Source organism: Enterobacter sp. Taxon_2, from assembly GCF_058355295.1.
The window spans coordinates 4,361,998-4,377,129 of sequence record NZ_CM178024.1; the positions used below are offsets into that span (position 1 = coordinate 4,361,998).

The window sequence follows — 15,132 nt, forward strand, 5'->3', positions numbered from 1 at the left end:
ATAACCTCCAGTTCGTTAATAGCCCTCCTGGCTTTATAGCGGATGAGAAATAATACTGAGGTAACATCATGAAAAGATTCATTTCCGTTGCACTTCTCGCTGCGCTGCTGGCTGGTTGCGCGCACGACTCTCCATGTGTACCGGTTTACGATGACCAGGGCCGACTGGTTCATACCAATACCTGTATGAAAGGCACCACCCAGGATAACTGGGAAACTGCGGGTGCTATCGCTGGCGGTGCTGCCGCAGTAGCGGGTTTGACGCTGGGTATTGTTGCCCTGACGAAGTAACATCTGTTGAGAAAGCGCGGCTCTGGCCGCGCTTTTGCTTTTAATGAGTGCAGTATTTTCAAATAAGTAAAAAAATAGCCCCGTATTTATTCACGTAATTAATCTAAGCCTGAAGTCAGTCACAGCTTTTTCGCATACTCATTCAAATTACTTATTCTATCGTGATGATTTTCACACATTAATATTATTGAATACTCTGCCAATATTCACTCTGGAAACTATCTCCCTTTTTTCCTGACCCGACGCATAACTTTTGCTCCGATTTGTGGCACAGGTTGTAATTTCGCACCATTTCAGGGCGCTCGTTTTATTTAAGCCTGTCTACACTCAGCATTAAGCGTTCACTCGTCTCTTATTTTGTCGAACGCAAAACTGGCATTACGTTTGCTTTATAAACGTTGGCCAAAGCCACAGACAGGTTAAGCGTTTAAAAACGCCTCTATAACGATAAATTTCGCCACACAGGATGCATTATGAAAAAGACGATGATAGCCAGCCTGGCCGCTGCAGGCATGTTGTTTGCCGTAGCCGGTCAAGCCCATGCGGGAACGACACTGGATGCCGTTAAAAAGAAAGGTTTTGTTCAATGCGGTATCAGTGACGGTTTGCCTGGCTTCTCTTATGCCGATGCGAACGGCAAATTTACCGGTATCGATGTGGACGTCTGCCGTGGCGTTGCTGCCGCCGTTTTTGGTGATGACAGCAAAGTAAAATACACCCCGCTGACGGCGAAAGAACGCTTTACGGCGCTGCAGTCCGGAGAGGTCGACATGCTCTCCCGTAATACCACCTGGACGTCCTCCCGCGACGCAGGGATGGGTATGTCATTCACGGGCGTGACCTATTATGACGGTATCGGCTTCCTGACCCACAATAAAGCAGGCCTGAAAAGCGCTAAGGAACTGGATGGTGCCACCGTTTGTATCCAGGCGGGCACCGATACCGAGCTGAACGTCGCGGATTATTTCAAAGCAAACAACATGAAATACACCCCAGTGACATTCGACCGCTCGGATGAGTCGGCCAAAGCGCTGGAGTCCGGCCGTTGCGACACGCTGGCCTCTGACCAGTCACAATTGTATGCCTTACGTATTAAGCTGAGCAACCCGGCAGAATGGATTGTTCTGCCTGAAGTGATCTCCAAAGAACCTCTCGGACCGGTCGTACGTCGTGGCGATGAAGACTGGTTCTCCATTGTTCGCTGGACGCTGTTCGCCATGCTGAACGCAGAAGAGATGGGCATCAACTCGAAAAACGTTGATGAGAAAGCCGCTAAGCCATCCAACCCGGATATGGCACACCTGCTCGGTACAGAAGGTGATTTCGGTAAGGATCTGAAGCTGGATAACAAGTGGGCCTACAACATCATCAAACAGGTGGGCAACTACTCTGAGATCTTTGAGCGCAACGTGGGATCGGAAAGCCCGCTGAAGATCAAACGCGGCCAGAACAATCTCTGGAACAACGGCGGTATTCAGTACGCACCACCGGTACGTTAAGTCATAGCTGTAACGGGCACTGCTCAGGCAGTGCCCTCTCCAGAGTCATGGTTACTGAGGTTTCTTTATGTCCCATCGCCGCTCAGCCGTAAAAGGATCGCTATCCTTTTCTCATCCCGCGGTCCGCGCCTGGCTATTCCAGATTATTGCTATTGTTGCGGTTGTTCTCATCGCCGTGTATCTCATCCATAACACCATTACCAACCTGAATAATCGTGGCATTACCTCCGGTTTCGCGTTTTTAGATCGCAGCGCGGGGTTTGGCATTGTTCAGCACCTTATTGATTACCAGGAAGGTGACACGTATGGACGCGTGTTCGTGGTCGGTTTACTGAATACGCTGTTGGTATCGGCGCTTTGTATCGTCTTCGCGTCGATACTGGGCTTCTTTATTGGTCTGGCACGTCTTTCTGAAAACTGGCTGCTGCGGAAACTGTCGACTGTTTATATCGAGACGTTCCGCAATATCCCCCCGCTCCTGCAGATCTTCTTCTGGTATTTCGCCGTACTGCGCAACCTTCCCGGCCCTCGTCAGGCCGTCGACGCGTTTGAGCTGTTTTTCCTGAGTAACCGTGGGTTGTCCATTCCTTCTCCTCAGACGGGTGAAGGGCTGTACGCTTTCATTGGCGCGATTGTGATGGCGCTTGCTCTTTCTGTTGGCGTATTTCGTTTTAATCGCAAGCACCAGATCAAAACCGGTCAGCTTCGTAGAACCTGGCCAACGGCAGTCGTCCTGATCGTTAGTCTCCCGCTATTGGCACACTGGCTGTTTGGGGCTGCGCTGCACTGGGACATTCCCCATCTGCGTGGCTTTAACTTTCAGGGTGGGATGGTATTAATTCCCGAGCTGGCAGCGCTGACATTGGCGCTGTCGATTTATACGTCCGCGTTTATCGCAGAGATTATCCGTGCCGGGATCCAGGCCGTACCTTACGGACAGCACGAGGCGGCACGCTCGCTGGGATTACCCCATACCGTGACGCTTCGCCAGGTCATCATTCCGCAGGCTTTACGGGTCATCATCCCGCCCCTCACCAGCCAGTATCTCAATATTGTCAAAAACTCGTCGCTGGCCGCTGCCATTGGTTACCCGGATATGGTGTCACTTTTCGCCGGAACCGTGCTTAACCAGACCGGACAAGCCATTGAAACCATCGCCATCACGATGTCTGTCTATCTGATCATCAGCCTGGTGATTTCATTGCTGATGAACCTTTATAACCGTCGTATAGCACTGGTCGAGCGCTAAGGATCTATGATGACAAAAGCGATACTGTCGCACTCCTCGCGCCCTGCCAACTCGACAGGTGGACGTTTCATTCTCTGGGCGCGTAAGAATCTGTTCTCCAGCTGGAGTAACAGCCTGCTGACGATTGTCTGCCTGTGGCTCATGTGGGAATTGATTCCTCCCCTGCTGAACTGGGCGTTTTTACAGGCCAACTGGGTCGGTTCAACCCGAGCAGACTGCACAAAAGCCGGTGCCTGCTGGGTGTTTATCCACGAGCGATTCGGTCAGTTCATGTATGGGTTGTATCCGCATGAACAGCGCTGGCGGATTAATCTGGCGCTGGTTATCGGCCTGCTCTCTGTCGCAGCCATGTTCTGGAAAAAGCTGCCTCATCGCGGACGCTATATTGCCGTCTGGGCAGTGGTTTATCCGATTATTGTCTGGGTACTGTTGTATGGCGGTTTTCTGGGGCTGGAACGCGTAGAAACACGCCAGTGGGGCGGTCTGACGCTGACGTTGATTATCGCTTCAGTGGGGATAGCCGGTGCTCTGCCGTGGGGGATTTTACTGGCCCTGGGGCGGCGTTCAAAAATGCCGATCGTACGCGTGCTCTCCGTTATCTTCATTGAGTTCTGGCGCGGCGTACCGCTTATCACCGTTCTGTTTATGTCGTCGGTCATGCTGCCACTGTTTATGGCAGAAGGGACCACCATCGACAAGCTGATCCGTGCCCTGGTGGGGGTGATTCTCTTCCAGTCCGCCTATGTCGCTGAAGTTGTGCGCGGAGGTCTGCAGGCGCTGCCTAAAGGCCAGTACGAAGCGGCGGAATCACTGGCTCTCGGTTACTGGAAAACGCAGGGGCTGGTCATTCTTCCACAAGCACTCAAGCTGGTCATCCCGGGTCTGGTCAACACGATCATTGCCCTCTTCAAGGACACCAGCCTGGTGATCATCATTGGATTGTTCGATCTCTTTAGCAGCGTGCAACAGGCAACCGTTGACCCTGTCTGGCTGGGTATGTCCACCGAGGGATATGTCTTTGCAGCTCTGATCTACTGGATCTTTTGTTTTAGCATGTCGCGCTACAGCCAGCATCTGGAAAAGCGCTTTAACACCGGGCGTACACCGCACTGAGGAAATTATGAGCCAAATAACTATGACACCCGCCGACGCGATGATTACGCTGGAAAACGTGAATAAATGGTACGGACAATTTCATGTCCTGAAGGACATTAATCTTAAGGTCAAGCAGGGAGAGCGCATTGTCCTGTGCGGCCCTTCCGGATCCGGGAAATCCACAACCATTCGCTGCATTAACCATCTTGAAGAACACCAGCAAGGACGCATTGTGGTGGATGGCATCGAGCTGAATGAAGATGTCCGCAATATTGAACGCGTACGTCAGGAAGTGGGAATGGTCTTTCAGCACTTTAATCTGTTTCCGCACCTGACCGTTTTGCAGAACTGCACGCTTGCACCGATTTGGGTACGAAAGATGCCAAAAAAGGAAGCGGAGGCATTAGCCATGCACTACCTGGAGCGCGTACGTATCGCAGAGCATGCCAATAAATTCCCAGGCCAGATATCGGGTGGCCAACAGCAGCGTGTAGCTATCGCCCGTTCTCTGTGTATGAAACCGAAAATTATGCTGTTTGATGAGCCGACATCTGCCCTCGATCCGGAAATGGTGAAGGAGGTTCTGGACACCATGATTGGGCTGGCACAATCCGGCATGACCATGCTGTGTGTGACGCATGAGATGGGTTTTGCGCGAACTGTAGCCGACCGGGTGATCTTTATGGACCGTGGGGAGATTGTTGAGCAGGCGCCGCCGGATGAGTTCTTTGCCCATCCGAAGTCAGAACGTACGCGAGCATTCCTGTCGCAGGTGATTCATTAGTCGTTTGCTCTGCCGGGTGGCGGCTTCGCCTTACCCGGCCTACCGTTTTTTCGGCGCACAAACGCAAAAAGGCCATCCTTTCGGATGGCCTTCTCACTTATTTGATGTCTGGCAGTTCCCTACTCTCACATGGGGAGACCCCACACTACCATCGGCGCTACGGCGTTTCACTTCTGAGTTCGGCATGGGGTCAGGTGGGACCACCGCGCTAAAGCCGCCAGACAAATTCTTTTACTTCTTGCCGAACTTTAACCTAAGTATAAAGTGGTGCTGATACCCAGAGTCGAACTGGGGACCTCACCCTTACCAAGGGTGCGCTCTACCAACTGAGCCATATCAGCACGCTAAATTTGATGCCTGGCAGTTCCCTACTCTCACATGGGGAGACCCCACACTACCATCGGCGCTACGGCGTTTCACTTCTGAGTTCGGCATGGGGTCAGGTGGGACCACCGCGCTAAAGCCGCCAGGCAAATTCTGTTAATCTGTATCAGGCTGAAAATCGTGTCTGTCTCTTCGCCAAAACACCTTCGGCGTTGTAAGGTTAAGCCTCACGGTTCATTAGTATCGGTTAGCTCAACGCATCGCTGCGCTTACACACCCGACCTATCAACGTCATAGTCTTTAACGTTCCTTCAGGAGACTTAAAGTCTCAGGGAGAACTCATCTCGGGGCAAGTTTCGTGCTTAGATGCTTTCAGCACTTATCTTTTCCGCATTTAGCTACCGGGCAGTGCCATTGGCATGACAACCCGAACACCAGTGATGCGTCCACTCCGGTCCTCTCGTACTAGGAGCAGCCCCCCTCAATTCTCCAGCGCCCACGGCAGATAGGGACCGAACTGTCTCACGACGTTCTAAACCCAGCTCGCGTACCACTTTAAATGGCGAACAGCCATACCCTTGGGACCTACTTCAGCCCCAGGATGTGATGAGCCGACATCGAGGTGCCAAACACCGCCGTCGATATGAACTCTTGGGCGGTATCAGCCTGTTATCCCCGGAGTACCTTTTATCCGTTGAGCGATGGCCCTTCCATTCAGAACCACCGGATCACTATGACCTGCTTTCGCACCTGCTCGAGCCGTCACTCTCGCAGTCAAGCTAGCTTATGCCATTGCACTAACCTCCTGATGTCCGACCAGGATTAGCTAACCTTCGTGCTCCTCCGTTACTCTTTGGGAGGAGACCGCCCCAGTCAAACTACCCACCAGACACTGTCCGCAACCCGGATTACGGGTCTACGTTAGAACACCAGCCATTAAAGGGTGGTATTTCAAGGACGGCTCCACGCAGACTGGCGTCCACGCTTCAAAGCCTCCCACCTATCCTACACATCAAGGACCAGTGTTCAGTGTCAAGCTATAGTAAAGGTTCACGGGGTCTTTCCGTCTTGCCGCGGGTACACTGCATCTTCACAGCGAGTTCAATTTCACTGAGTCTCGGGTGGAGACAGCCTGGCCATCATTACGCCATTCGTGCAGGTCGGAACTTACCCGACAAGGAATTTCGCTACCTTAGGACCGTTATAGTTACGGCCGCCGTTTACCGGGGCTTCGATCAAGAGCTTCGCGTTACCGCTAACCCCATCAATTAACCTTCCGGCACCGGGCAGGCGTCACACCGTATACGTCCACTTTCGTGTTTGCACAGTGCTGTGTTTTTAATAAACAGTTGCAGCCAGCTGGTATCTTCGACTGATTTCAGCTCCACCCGCAGGGGCTTCACCTACATATCAGCGTGCCTTCTCCCGAAGTTACGGCACCATTTTGCCTAGTTCCTTCACCCGAGTTCTCTCAAGCGCCTTGGTATTCTCTACCTGACCACCTGTGTCGGTTTGGGGTACGATTTCGTGTTACCTGATGCTTAGAGGCTTTTCCTGGAAGCAGGGCATTTGTTACTTCAGCACCGTAGTGCCTCGTCATCACACCTCAGCGTTAAAAAACGACCGGATTTACCTAATCGTTCCGCCTACATGCTTAAACCGGGACAACCGTCGCCCGGCTAACATAGCCTTCTCCGTCCCCCCTTCGCAGTAACACCAAGTACAGGAATATTAACCTGTTTCCCATCGACTACGCCTTTCGGCCTCGCCTTAGGGGTCGACTCACCCTGCCCCGATTAACGTTGGACAGGAACCCTTGGTCTTCCGGCGAGCGGGCTTTTCACCCGCTTTATCGTTACTTATGTCAGCATTCGCACTTCTGATACCTCCAGCATGCCTCACAGCACACCTTCAACGGCTTACAGAACGCTCCCCTACCCAACAACACCTAAGTGTCGCTGCCGCAGCTTCGGTGCATGGTTTAGCCCCGTTACATCTTCCGCGCAGGCCGACTCGACCAGTGAGCTATTACGCTTTCTTTAAATGATGGCTGCTTCTAAGCCAACATCCTGGCTGTCTGTGCCTTCCCACATCGTTTCCCACTTAACCATGACTTTGGGACCTTAGCTGGCGGTCTGGGTTGTTTCCCTCTTCACGACGGACGTTAGCACCCGCCGTGTGTCTCCCGTGATAACATTCTTCGGTATTCGTAGTTTGCATCGGGTTGGTAAGCCGGGATGGCCCCCTAGCCGAAACAGTGCTCTACCCCCGAAGATGAGTTCACGAGGCGCTACCTAAATAGCTTTCGGGGAGAACCAGCTATCTCCCGGTTTGATTGGCCTTTCACCCCCAGCCACAAGTCATCCGCTAATTTTTCAACATTAGTCGGTTCGGTCCTCCAGTTAGTGTTACCCAACCTTCAACCTGCCCATGGCTAGATCACCGGGTTTCGGGTCTATACCCTGCAACTTAACGCCCAGTTAAGACTCGGTTTCCCTTCGGCTCCCCTATACAGTTAACCTTGCTACAGAATATAAGTCGCTGACCCATTATACAAAAGGTACGCAGTCACACCACGAAGGTGCTCCCACTGCTTGTACGTACACGGTTTCAGGTTCTTTTTCACTCCCCTCGCCGGGGTTCTTTTCGCCTTTCCCTCACGGTACTGGTTCACTATCGGTCAGTCAGGAGTATTTAGCCTTGGAGGATGGTCCCCCCATATTCAGACAGGATACCTCGTGTCCCGCCCTACTCTTCGAGTTCACAACCTGTGTGCTTTCGTGTACGGGACTGTCACCCTGTACCGTGCGACTTTCCAGACGCTTCCACTAACACACAAGCTGATTCAGACTCTGGGCTGCTCCCCGTTCGCTCGCCGCTACTGGGGGAATCTCGGTTGATTTCTTTTCCTCGGGGTACTTAGATGTTTCAGTTCCCCCGGTTCGCCTCGTTAACCTATGTATTCAGTTAACGATAGTGTGACGAATCACACTGGGTTTCCCCATTCGGACATCGCCGGGTCAAAGGTTCATATCACCTCGCCGGCGCTTTTCGCAGATTAGCACGTCCTTCATCGCCTCTGACTGCCAGGGCATCCACCGTGTACGCTTAGTCGCTTAACCTCACAACCCGAAGATGTTTCACTTCTGATTGCGAAAATTTGAGAGACTCGAACACACCATTTAAGATGTGTCGTTTCAATTTTCAGCTTGATCCAGATTTTTAAAGAGCAAATATCTCAAACGTCACCCGAAGATGAGTTTTGAGATATGACGGCAGGTGACTTTCACTCACGAACCAGCAAGTGGCGTCCCCTAGGGGATTCGAACCCCTGTTACCGCCGTGAAAGGGCGGTGTCCTGGGCCTCTAGACGAAGGGGACACTGAAGTCTCAATCGCAAGACGCCTTGCTATTTACTTTTCATCAGACAATCTGTGTGAGCACTGCAAAGGCAGGTTCTTTAAGGTAAGGAGGTGATCCAACCGCAGGTTCCCCTACGGTTACCTTGTTACGACTTCACCCCAGTCATGAATCACAAAGTGGTAAGCGCCCTCCCGAAGGTTAAGCTACCTACTTCTTTTGCAACCCACTCCCATGGTGTGACGGGCGGTGTGTACAAGGCCCGGGAACGTATTCACCGTAGCATTCTGATCTACGATTACTAGCGATTCCGACTTCATGGAGTCGAGTTGCAGACTCCAATCCGGACTACGACGCACTTTATGAGGTCCGCTTGCTCTCGCGAGGTCGCTTCTCTTTGTATGCGCCATTGTAGCACGTGTGTAGCCCTACTCGTAAGGGCCATGATGACTTGACGTCATCCCCACCTTCCTCCAGTTTATCACTGGCAGTCTCCTTTGAGTTCCCGGCCTAACCGCTGGCAACAAAGGATAAGGGTTGCGCTCGTTGCGGGACTTAACCCAACATTTCACAACACGAGCTGACGACAGCCATGCAGCACCTGTCTCAGAGTTCCCGAAGGCACCAATCCATCTCTGGAAAGTTCTCTGGATGTCAAGAGTAGGTAAGGTTCTTCGCGTTGCATCGAATTAAACCACATGCTCCACCGCTTGTGCGGGCCCCCGTCAATTCATTTGAGTTTTAACCTTGCGGCCGTACTCCCCAGGCGGTCGACTTAACGCGTTAGCTCCGGAAGCCACGCCTCAAGGGCACAACCTCCAAGTCGACATCGTTTACGGCGTGGACTACCAGGGTATCTAATCCTGTTTGCTCCCCACGCTTTCGCACCTGAGCGTCAGTCTTTGTCCAGGGGGCCGCCTTCGCCACCGGTATTCCTCCAGATCTCTACGCATTTCACCGCTACACCTGGAATTCTACCCCCCTCTACAAGACTCTAGCCTGCCAGTTTCGAATGCAGTTCCCAGGTTGAGCCCGGGGATTTCACATCCGACTTGACAGACCGCCTGCGTGCGCTTTACGCCCAGTAATTCCGATTAACGCTTGCACCCTCCGTATTACCGCGGCTGCTGGCACGGAGTTAGCCGGTGCTTCTTCTGCGGGTAACGTCAATTGCTGAGGTTATTAACCTCAGCACCTTCCTCCCCGCTGAAAGTACTTTACAACCCGAAGGCCTTCTTCATACACGCGGCATGGCTGCATCAGGCTTGCGCCCATTGTGCAATATTCCCCACTGCTGCCTCCCGTAGGAGTCTGGACCGTGTCTCAGTTCCAGTGTGGCTGGTCATCCTCTCAGACCAGCTAGGGATCGTCGCCTAGGTGAGCCGTTACCCCACCTACTAGCTAATCCCATCTGGGCACATCTGATGGCAAGAGGCCCGAAGGTCCCCCTCTTTGGTCTTGCGACGTTATGCGGTATTAGCTACCGTTTCCAGTAGTTATCCCCCTCCATCAGGCAGTTTCCCAGACATTACTCACCCGTCCGCCGCTCGTCACCCGAGAGCAAGCTCTCTGTGCTACCGCTCGACTTGCATGTGTTAGGCCTGCCGCCAGCGTTCAATCTGAGCCATGATCAAACTCTTCAATTTAAGTTTGATGCTCGTGAATTAAACTTCGTAATGAATTACGTATGTTCACTCAGAGACTTGGTATTCATTTATTGTCCGAAGACATTAAGAATCCATGTCACTTTGAGTGCCCACACAGATTGTCTGATAAATTGTTAAAGAGCAGTGCAACGCGGCTTTCGCTCACCGTTGCGAGGTGGCGTATATTACGCTTTCCTCTTTCAGAGTCAACCCGTTATTTCAGGATTTTTTCTCTTCAACCGACCGGGTTGTTTGTGAAGTGATTCACATCCGCCGTGTCGATGGAGGCGCATTATAGGGATCCCATTTTTTAGCACAAGTATTTTTTAGATCTTTTTTTCCGACTGCTGATTTTCCGCGCTTTTCGCTGAAATCCCGCCCGATCTGCTTAAATATTGACGTATTTTGCCTTGCCTCGATCCATTACTATGATCAAAGTCTTCTGTATAGCGCCCATTGTTAGAGGTAGATATGCCCGCAGTATTACGTCCTTATAAAGATCTGTTCCCCCAAAAAGGCGATCGCGTGATGATCGATGCCAGCAGCGTGGTGATTGGTGATGTCCGAATGGCCGACGATGTCAGCATCTGGCCGCTCGTCGCCATCAGGGGTGATGTTAACTATGTGTCGATTGGTGCACGTACCAATATTCAGGACGGTAGCGTTCTGCATGTCACGCACAAATCCTCCTATAACCCGGAGGGCAATCCCCTCATCATTGGAGAAGAGGTTACCGTCGGCCATAAAGTGATGCTTCACGGCTGCACGATCGGAAATCGCGTGCTTGTTGGTATGGGGTCGATTTTGCTGGATGGCGTCATAGTAGAAGATGACGTAATGATTGGTGCCGGTAGCCTGGTCCCGCAGAACAAACGACTGGAGAGCGGCTATCTCTATCTGGGAAGCCCGGTAAAACAGATCCGCCCCCTGAAAGAGGCAGAGATCGAAGGGTTAAAATACTCAGCGAACAACTACGTTACGTGGAAGAATGAGTATCTGGATCAGGACAACCAAACCCAGCCCTGATCGTCTTCCTGCTGTTCGCGGATTAAATCGCTGGCTTCCTCTTCCAGATCCCAGCGATTTTCGCAAAATACCGCTATCGGGTCTGAACCGCCAAAACGACGCAGCAGCGTTTCCCCATGAATGGCACAGGTAAGTTGCATACCCTGCACCAGCACCGGAAAACAAACCGCTTGTTTACTCTCATCCCAACTCTCTCTGTCCGGGAAATGAATAGCCTGGTTCACGCCGAAAGTTCCTGCTTTAACTTTTCAATGACAGGTTCGACCGCAGGCAACACGCCGTGCCAGAGCAGCACCGCATGCGCAGCCTGACCCACCAGCATTCCCAGTCCATCGGCTAACTGTTTCGCGCCGTGTTGTTCACACCAGTTAAGGAAAGGCGTCTTCCCTTTCTGATAAAACATGTCATAGAAGTACATATGCGTGTTGACCAGAGAAGCGGGGATTGCCGGGATCTCACCGTTGATACCGCTGGACGTGGCATTAATGAAAAGATCGAACTCACGATCGGCAAGATCGTCAAGCGCTACCGCGCTCACGCTACCGGTATGCGCAAACAACGCCGCCAGCGCTTCTGCACGGGAAAAGGTTCTGTTGGTAATGGTCACCGCACAGTCCAGTGAAAGCAGAGGCAACAGTACTCCCCGCGATGCGCCGCCCGCACCAATCAGCAGGACCCGGAACCCGGGCTTAATAAATGAAAGTCGTTCCAGATCGCTAAGTAAACCAATTCCGTCGGTGTTATCCCCCAAAAGGCGACCATCCTCAAGCCGTTTTAGAGTATTGACTGCACCAGCCAGTGAAGCGCGCTCGGTCAGCTCATCCGCACGTTCGAAGGCTTCTTCTTTAAACGGGACCGTCACATTCGCACCTTTACCGCCCGCGGCGAAAAAAGCCTCCAGCGTTGGAATAAATGCATCCACCGGTGCCAGTACGCGACCATAGGGATGATTTATCTGCAGCTGCTTCGCAAATTGCTGATGAATCAACGGTGATTTGCTGTGTGCAATCGGATTACCAAAAACAGCATAGGTTTCCATGAGATTACCCCTGGCGAAAACGTTCGCCGGTTAAAGCGTCGCGAATTTCAGACGGATTCAGACGCCCTCCCGTTTCACCGACAGCAACAGGGAAGTCATTCCCGAACTGCGCCAGCACTTCTTCGGTTGTCCGACAAGGTGGCAATCCGGTCAGGTTGGCGCTGGTTGAGACCAGCGGTTTACCAAACGCCAGACAAAGCTCAACCACCAGCGGATGGTCAGTGACGCGAACGGCGAGGGAATCAAAGCGTCCGGTTAACCAGCGCGGCGTTGTCGGCTGCGCAGGGAAGACGAAGGTCACCGGTCCAGGCCACGCGGAGAAGATCGTCTCGCGCTGCGCTGGCGTCAGCATGGAGTCATCTATATAGGGTTTAAGCTGCTCGTAATTCGCAGCGATCAAAATCAGCCCTTTCTCGACGGGTCTTTGTTTTAAGGCAAGCAGACGGCTCACAGCCGTCTCGCTGTCAGGATCGCAACCGACCCCAAAAACAGCTTCAGTTGGATAGGCGATGACTTCTTCATTTTTCAGAACATCCACTGCATGCGCAATGGAGCCTGATGGCAGGTTATTATTCACTATTTTGATCCGCCGTAACCGGCTTTCCACATTGTTTACTGGCGCAGAAGCGTTTCATGCCTTGCGCGGTTTTCTTCTCTATCAGTAGCGGATAATTGCAATGAGGGCAGATTCCCGCTACCGGCTTAAAATTGATAACGAACTGGCATTCAGGATAGCGATCGCACGAATGGAAGGTCTTACCATAACGGGAGCGGCGCTGTACCAACTGACCGCGCTGACACTGAGGGCACGCAATTGCCGTTTCATCAGGCTTATCAATTTGTTCCGTATGTTCGCATTCCGGGTAGCGACTACATCCAATAAACATGCCGAAACGCCCCTGCCGAAGGGCTAATTCACCACCGCAGAGTGGACAAGACTGCCCCTCCAGAATTTTAACGATATGTCCATCCGCCTGGCTTTTCAGGGGACGGACAAAATCACATTCCGGATAGTGTGAACAACCGAGAAACGGGCCGTGTTTCCCGGACCGAATAACAAGTTCAGCCCCGCACTGCGGGCAGGGCTCGTTTTTATGCACCGTGAATAGTGCTGATTTGGCCATAACAACTCTTGGTGCTGCACATTGAATTAGTGCAGCATACCTTCATTCACTTCAAAGAGTAATTCTTCCATTTGTTGATAGGCATTTTCACAGCCCGGGATATTAAACAGAACCATCAGGATCACCCACTTGAGATCTTCCAGTTCAAATTCTGCTGTATCCAGCGCCATGACGCGCTCTATCACCATTTCTCTCGTTTCGAGGTTCAGCACCTGAATCTGCTCAAGGAATAAGATGAACCCCCGGCAGCTGGCGTCCAGCCTTTCACACTCTTCTGCGGTATAAATGCGTACTGACAATGGGTCAGAAGCAAGCTGCATCGGTTCGGCGAGGCCTTCCTGATAATCAGCCAGTTTTTCCAGCCACATCAACGCATTATAGATATCTTCCCGCTCAAACCCCGCATCGGTAAGATCCTGTGTCAATTTGTCCTGATCCACTCGCATTTCTGCTTCGTTATGGATGTAAGTCTCAAACAAATACATCAGTACGTCGAACATGGCATGCCCTCCTTAATCGGACATAGCCGCCGGGTACAGCTGCGATCCACCCTGCTAACTCCAGTTCGAGTAGCTGTGCTACCGTTACTGGCACAGGTTGGCCGGCACGTTCAGCGACAACGTCAACAGGTGTTACCTCATCTCCTACGTTAGCCAGGAGCTTGGGAAATGGCAATGCCACCTTTCCCTGATCTGATGAATATTGTCGCTTTTCGGGATCTTCCTGCAGCCATTGCAGCCCATATTGCAAATTTTCAAGAATATCCCCTACTTCCGTTACCGGTGTTGCCCCTTGCTTAATCAGCCAGTGGGGCCCCTCGCATCCGGGGTTGCCTATCGGACCAGGCAAGGCGAAGACTTCTCGCCCCTGTTCGAGCGCGCATCGCGCCGTGACCAGTGAACCGCTTCGCAGCGCGGCTTCAACCACCAGCACGCCTTTGCTAAGCCCGCTGATAATGCGATTACGACGCGGAAAGTTTGCCGGTCTGGGCTGTGCGGAAAGCGGAAATTCAGACACTATCGCGCCGTCAGACTCAATAAGCCGCATCGCCAATGCCTGATGTCGGCGTGGATAAATGCTAAAAAGACCATTCCCCAGCACCGCGACAGTTCGTCCTTTAACTGACAGCGCCGCGCCGTGGGCAACGCCATCAATACCACAGGCCAGCCCGCTGGTAATCGTGAAACCACTTTGTGAAAGTTGTTCGCACAGGATTTTCCCCCATCGCTCGCCGTACCATGACGGCGCACGACTGCCTACCACCGCCAGCTGAACAGTTTTAAGCGTCTCAGGGTTACCTTTTATGAATAATGCCCCGGGATAGTCAGGGATCGTGCGGAGTAGAGGGGGATAAAGGGAATGATTGGCCGTTAATAAATGATGTCCCGGCTGCTCAAGCCATTTCAGGCTACGTTCCAGCTCACTCTCATTGAACGCAAAGAATCGTTCAGCCTGCTTTGCTGTCAGTCCAGCATTTCTTAAGGCAAGCATGTCGATGCCTTCCTGCCTCTGCAGTCGTGCAGCCGCTTCCACCATGACATCACCACACAGAGAACCTGTGTGCATAAGCCGTAGCCATATCTCGATTGGCGTCATCCTTTCCCCTGCCATAAGCGGCCTCCGCAATCATTGCGATTGGTCACTGATGCTGTCAATCGATGGGGGATTTGTCTAGAATAGAGGTAGTATTCTTATC

The 15,132-nt window shown here is 52.2% G+C and carries 12 protein-coding genes, 2 tRNA genes and 4 rRNA genes; 6 read left to right on the forward strand and 12 right to left on the reverse strand.

Features of this window, described 5'->3' with window-relative positions:
* Positions 1-68: 68 nt before the first annotated feature.
* The 5 genes from AC4IC4_RS20710 (at position 69) to AC4IC4_RS20730 (ending at position 4,917) form a co-directional block, all read left to right on the forward strand.
* Positions 69-290, forward strand: a complete 222-nt coding sequence (locus AC4IC4_RS20710; protein ID WP_008502867.1) for a lipoprotein — start codon at positions 69-71, stop codon at positions 288-290.
* Between the two features lie 473 nt (positions 291-763).
* A complete protein-coding gene (locus tag AC4IC4_RS20715) occupies positions 764-1,789 on the forward strand; it encodes an amino acid ABC transporter substrate-binding protein (RefSeq protein WP_024906309.1) in 1,026 nt (341 codons plus the stop codon).
* A gap of 67 nt (positions 1,790-1,856) precedes the next feature.
* Positions 1,857-3,038, forward strand: a complete 1,182-nt coding sequence (locus tag AC4IC4_RS20720; RefSeq protein WP_090418923.1) for an amino acid ABC transporter permease — start codon at positions 1,857-1,859, stop codon at positions 3,036-3,038.
* A gap of 9 nt (positions 3,039-3,047) precedes the next feature.
* Positions 3,048-4,151: an amino acid ABC transporter permease gene (locus AC4IC4_RS20725; protein WP_032650459.1), complete on the forward strand. Its 1,104-nt coding sequence runs from the start codon at positions 3,048-3,050 to the stop codon at positions 4,149-4,151.
* A 7-nt stretch (positions 4,152-4,158) separates the two neighbouring features.
* Positions 4,159-4,917 carry an amino acid ABC transporter ATP-binding protein gene (locus tag AC4IC4_RS20730; RefSeq protein WP_491471814.1) on the forward strand — a complete coding sequence of 253 codons (759 nt, stop codon included), beginning with the start codon at positions 4,159-4,161 and terminating at the stop codon, positions 4,915-4,917.
* Positions 4,918-5,023: 106 nt separating this feature from the next.
* Here AC4IC4_RS20730 and rrf (AC4IC4_RS20735) read toward each other — a convergent pair.
* The 6 genes from rrf (AC4IC4_RS20735) to AC4IC4_RS20760 form a co-directional block, all read right to left on the reverse strand.
* Positions 5,024-5,139: ribosomal RNA gene (rrf, locus tag AC4IC4_RS20735) — 5S ribosomal RNA — on the reverse strand.
* A gap of 43 nt (positions 5,140-5,182) precedes the next feature.
* Positions 5,183-5,258, reverse strand: a tRNA-Thr gene (locus AC4IC4_RS20740).
* Between the two features lie 14 nt (positions 5,259-5,272).
* Positions 5,273-5,388, reverse strand: a 5S ribosomal RNA gene (gene rrf / locus AC4IC4_RS20745).
* 69 nt (positions 5,389-5,457) lie between these two features.
* Positions 5,458-8,363, reverse strand: a 23S ribosomal RNA gene (locus AC4IC4_RS20750).
* A 183-nt stretch (positions 8,364-8,546) separates the two neighbouring features.
* Positions 8,547-8,622 (reverse strand) — tRNA-Glu (locus tag AC4IC4_RS20755).
* Between the two features lie 85 nt (positions 8,623-8,707).
* Positions 8,708-10,247 (reverse strand): 16S ribosomal RNA (locus AC4IC4_RS20760).
* The 16S, 23S and 5S rRNA genes sit together here with 2 tRNA genes alongside, the layout of an rRNA operon.
* A 471-nt stretch (positions 10,248-10,718) precedes the next feature.
* Between AC4IC4_RS20760 and AC4IC4_RS20765 the strand changes: the two genes are divergently transcribed.
* Positions 10,719-11,273 carry a gamma carbonic anhydrase family protein gene (locus AC4IC4_RS20765; RefSeq protein ID WP_024909655.1) on the forward strand — a complete coding sequence of 185 codons (555 nt, stop codon included), beginning with the start codon at positions 10,719-10,721 and terminating at the stop codon, positions 11,271-11,273.
* Here AC4IC4_RS20765 and AC4IC4_RS20770 read toward each other — a convergent pair.
* The 6 genes from AC4IC4_RS20770 to dprA are packed head-to-tail and all read right to left on the reverse strand — an operon-like array spanning position 11,249 to position 15,032.
* Positions 11,249-11,497, reverse strand: a complete 249-nt coding sequence (locus AC4IC4_RS20770) for a DUF1488 family protein (RefSeq protein WP_198886781.1) — start codon at positions 11,495-11,497, stop codon at positions 11,249-11,251. The two genes, AC4IC4_RS20765 and AC4IC4_RS20770, sit on opposite strands and share 25 nt — an antisense overlap.
* On the reverse strand, positions 11,494-12,312 hold the full coding sequence (gene aroE, locus AC4IC4_RS20775) for a shikimate dehydrogenase (protein ID WP_491471815.1): 819 nt from the start codon (positions 12,310-12,312) through the stop codon (positions 11,494-11,496). The genes AC4IC4_RS20770 and aroE overlap by 4 nt, the downstream gene beginning before the upstream one ends.
* Before the next feature lie 4 nt (positions 12,313-12,316).
* The gene (tsaC, locus tag AC4IC4_RS20780; RefSeq protein WP_023309444.1) at positions 12,317-12,889 is read right to left on the reverse strand and encodes an L-threonylcarbamoyladenylate synthase type 1 TsaC; all 573 of its coding nucleotides are present in this window, start codon (positions 12,887-12,889) and stop codon (positions 12,317-12,319) included.
* Positions 12,882-13,436 carry a DNA topoisomerase family protein gene (locus AC4IC4_RS20785; protein WP_491471816.1) on the reverse strand — a complete coding sequence of 185 codons (555 nt, stop codon included), beginning with the start codon at positions 13,434-13,436 and terminating at the stop codon, positions 12,882-12,884. Before AC4IC4_RS20785 ends, tsaC begins: the two co-directional genes overlap by 8 nt.
* 26 nt (positions 13,437-13,462) lie before the next feature.
* Positions 13,463-13,936, reverse strand: coding sequence for a DUF494 family protein Smg (gene smg, locus AC4IC4_RS20790; RefSeq protein ID WP_008503477.1), 474 nt, complete (start codon positions 13,934-13,936; stop codon positions 13,463-13,465).
* Complete coding sequence (gene dprA, locus AC4IC4_RS20795; protein ID WP_148769143.1) at positions 13,908-15,032, reverse strand: DNA-protecting protein DprA; 1,125 nt, start codon at positions 15,030-15,032, stop codon at positions 13,908-13,910. Before dprA ends, smg begins: the two co-directional genes overlap by 29 nt.
* Positions 15,033-15,132 lie beyond the last annotated feature (100 nt).